At 67.7% G+C, this 3,646-nt stretch carries 2 protein-coding genes and 1 pseudogene; 1 reads left to right on the top strand and 2 read right to left on the bottom strand.

From position 1 onward, the window contains the following. Both fadD6 and log read right to left on the bottom strand, forming a co-directional pair. Window positions 1-1,824: long-chain-acyl-CoA synthetase FadD6 (fadD6, locus tag QOH60_RS12760; RefSeq protein ID WP_526420778.1), on the bottom strand; the 1,824-nt coding region annotated here is incomplete at its 3' end. Window positions 1,825-1,870: 46 nt separating this feature from the next. Continuing rightward, window positions 1,871-2,392 carry a cytokinin riboside 5'-monophosphate phosphoribohydrolase gene (gene log / locus QOH60_RS12755; protein ID WP_526420780.1) on the bottom strand — a complete coding sequence of 174 codons (522 nt, stop codon included), beginning with the start codon at window positions 2,390-2,392 and terminating at the stop codon, window positions 1,871-1,873. A 169-nt stretch (window positions 2,393-2,561) separates the two neighbouring features. On the opposite strand from log, the pseudogene QOH60_RS12750 reads away from it, so the two are divergent. Next, window positions 2,562-3,646, top strand: a pseudogene (locus tag QOH60_RS12750) (AAA family ATPase); the annotation flags it as partial.

Genomic DNA, 3,646 nt, shown 5'->3' with positions numbered 1-3,646 from the left:
CTTTGGCTTCTTTCCGTCGGCGACCTCTTCGAGGTAGTCGTCGTAGAACTCGACATACCCCTCGTCACGACCCGAGAGCACGTAGATCGGGTCCTCGATCTCGACGTCGTCATCGTCACCTTCGCCGCTGCTGCCGCCGTAGCCTTCCTTGCGCAGCTCGACCTTCTGGCTCTTGAACGTCGACGTATGGGCAAGTTCCTTCACCACACGGACGAATAGCGGCACGGCATAGCCCGGGAGTCGTTCGTAGGCCGCTTTCGCCAACGCCTTGCCGTCGAACTCCTCGCCCTCTTTGAGTTGGACGGCCACCATGCCCGCCCGGCCACCGGTGTCGGGCACCTCGACGCCGAACACCGTGGCCTCCTCGATCTGCGGGTCGGTGGAGATGGCCGCCTCGACCTCGGTGGTGGCCACGTTCTCGCCCTTCCACCGGAAGGTGTCGCCGAGCCGGTCGGTGAAGGCCGCATGCCCGAAGCCCTGCGAACGCATCAGGTCGCCGGTGTTGAACCAGACGTCGCCCTTCTTGAACGCGTCGCGCACCAGCTTCTTCTCGGTGGCCTCCTTGTCGGTGTAGCCGTCGAACGGCTGGAAGTTGCTCACCTTCGACAGCAGCAGTCCAGGCTCGCCGTTCTTGACCTTCGTCACCCGGCCGTTGTCGTCGCGGACCGGGTCGCCTGACTCGCCGTCGTACTCGACGAACGCGACGGGCGTCGGGCAGATACCGGTGCTCTTCGGGATGTTCAGCACGTTGACGAACGCGGTGTTGCCCTCGCTGGCGGCATAGAACTCGCAGACGCGCTTGATGCCGAACCGCTTGGTGAACTCGTCCCAGATGCCGGGCCGCAGGCCGTTGCCGCCGATCACCCGCACCTTGTGCTTGCGGTCGGTGTCCTTTTCGGGCTGGTTGAGCAGGTAACCGCAGACCTCCCCGATGTAGATGAACGCCGTCGCGTCGTACCGGATGACGTCGTCCCAGAATTTCGACGCGGAGAAGGACTTGCCCAGCGCCAGCGTCGCACCGGAGTTCACCACCGACGACACCGCGACCGTCAGCGCGTTGTTGTGGTAGAGCGGCAAGCAGGAATACAGCGTGTCCTTCGAGTGCAGCCGCATCCCGATGCCACCGAACCCGGCCAGCGCGCGCAGCCAGCGGTAATGGGTCATCACGCTCGCCTTGGGCATGCCGGTGGTGCCCGACGTGAAGATGTAGAACGCCTTGTCCTTGGCCAGCACGGACGATGTGACCGTCGGGTTGTCGGTCGGTGCGTCGGCGGCGAGGCGCTCGAGTTCGTCGACGGAAAGCTTGTCGGAGACCTCGGCGCCGGATTCGTCGACGGCGGCCAGCAGCTCGTCGTCGCCGACCAGCAACTTCGCCTCCAGCAGCTCGACGCTGTGCGCCAGTACCTTGCCGGTCTGGTTGTAGTTCAGCATGCCGGCGATCGCGCCGAGCTTGACCACCGCAAGCATCAGGAACACCGAACGCGGCGAGTTCTTCAGAATGATCCCGACGACGTCACCTCGACCGACCCGGCGAGCAGCCAGCACCGCCGCGTAGCGGTTGACGGTCTCGTTCGCCTCCTTATAGGTGACCGACTCGTCGTCGAACTTGATGAACACGTGGTCGCCATAGCGGGCAGCCCGGTCCTGGAAGACCTTCCCGATCGACGTCTTGCCCGACGGCCGCGCCATGAAGCCGGTCAGAACCCCTTGGACGATCACCGGGGCATCCATCGCCAGACCCGGCAACCGCTTGGCGATGTCGATCAGCCCTATGGACTCGGGTTTCTCTCGCGATTCCTTGCCGTTCTCGCCGTTCTCCGCCATGACCACTACTTTCCCTCTCCAGCGCCACTGCAAACTGGCGCACAGCCTAGCCGGGCGCACACACGGCCATGGCCGCCTCGACATCGCGGACCACCACCACCCACGTCAGCGCCTCGGGGCGGACGTACCCGCGCTCGACGAGACCTTCCAGCCACACCCACAGTCCGTCGTAGTGGCCGGAGGGGTCCAGCAGTACCACCGGCTTGTCGTGCATGCCGAGGTAGCCGGCGGTCCAGGTTTCGAACAGCTCCTCCAGCGTGCCCAGCCCGCCGGGCAGCGCGATGAACGCGTCCGAACGGTCCTCCATCACCTGCTTGCGCTCGCGCATCGTGTCGGTGACGACGAGCTCGTCAGCGTCCACGTCGGCCAGTTCCCGGTGCACCAGGGCCTTGGGGATCACGCCGACGGTGCGGCCGCTGTGCGCCCTGGCGCCCTCAGCGAGCGCGCCCATCGCCGAGACATTCCCGCCACCAGATACCAGTGTCCAACCGCGGTCGGCGATGGCCTTGCCGACGCTGGCTGCAAGCGCGAGCAGCTCGGGGTGTCGCGGCCCGGACGCGCAGTACACGCAAACTGCCCATGCTGATTGCTCCTCACGTCCGCGGACCTCTTTTTGCTCCTCACGTCCGCGGACCTCTTCGCGTTCCGACCCCGCCGAATCCGACACACGGTCAACGTAGCCTCCTAAGATTCGGCAAGTGCCACCTGAGTCGCGCACGGACACGCAGTTCGATTCGCTGCGCGCGCGACTGGCCCACGCGCAGGACCTCGCCTGGCAAGGCCGGGGCCTTGAAGCCGACGACGTGCTCGGCGCCGTCGATCCCGACGGGCTCTCGGAGATGGATCTGATGGCTTGGGCGCTGCCACGCGCCGCGAACCAATTCTGGATGCTCAGCGAGCCGACCCGGGCGATCGCGTTTTTGCAGACTGTCCGCGGCCGGGCCTCCGGGCCTGCGGCACGAGCCACGCTTGACGCGCTCGGCGCGACCTTTGCGATGAACGCGGGCACGCCGCTGCGGGCGTTGCGGCTGGCCGACGAGGTGCTCGCGGCGCCAAGCGTCGACGACGTCGCGGTCGGCTGGGCCGCGTCGGCGGCGGCGCTGTCGTCGGCCCGCACCGGACGGTTCGGCCGCGTTGACGAGCTCGCCGCGCGGGCGGTGTCCGTCGAGCACCCTGGGCTGTTGCGGTTCACCAGCGGCTTCGGCCGCATCACGGCTCTCGTCATGACGGGCTGGCTCGACGAGGCACGGACGCTCGCGCAGCGATACGCCGAGGCCGCCGAGTCGAAGGACCCCGGGCAGGCGATCGGTGATCTTCTCGTCGCGTACGTCGCGCTCGCGCAGGGCGACTTCGAGGCCGCGGTGACACTGCTGGCGCGGGCCGCCGACGCGTTGGCGCCTACCGGTTACTCATGGGGCCCGCTGTCGTTCATGCTGCTGGCCCAGGCGCGCGGGCAGCAGGGCGACCAGGTAGGCGCCGCGAAGGCCTTGTCGGCCGCGGAAGCGCGGCACGGGATGAAATCGGCGCTGTTCACCCCGGAGCTGGCGTTGGCCCGGGCCTGGTCGAAAGCGGCGCAGAACGACCCGGTCGAAGCGATCGAGGCCGCACGCGAGGCCGTGCAGGCCGCCGAGCGGGGAGGCCAGTCGGCGGTAGCGCTGCGGGCTCTGCAGGACGGGGTCCGCCTCGGCGACGCCCGTGCGGTGTACCGGACGCAGCGGCTGGCCGGCGAGGTGGATTGCACGGTGGGCCGGCTCACCCTGTCTCATGCCCGTGCGCTCACCGACGGAGATGGCTTGGCGCTCAAGAGGATTGCCGAGGAGCT

The organism is Mycobacterium sp. (assembly GCF_032159765.1).
GTDB lineage: Bacteria > Actinomycetota > Actinomycetes > Mycobacteriales > Mycobacteriaceae > Mycobacterium.
Note: the sequence above shows the minus strand (reverse complement) of the source record. Positions and strands in the feature narration are given on the sequence as shown.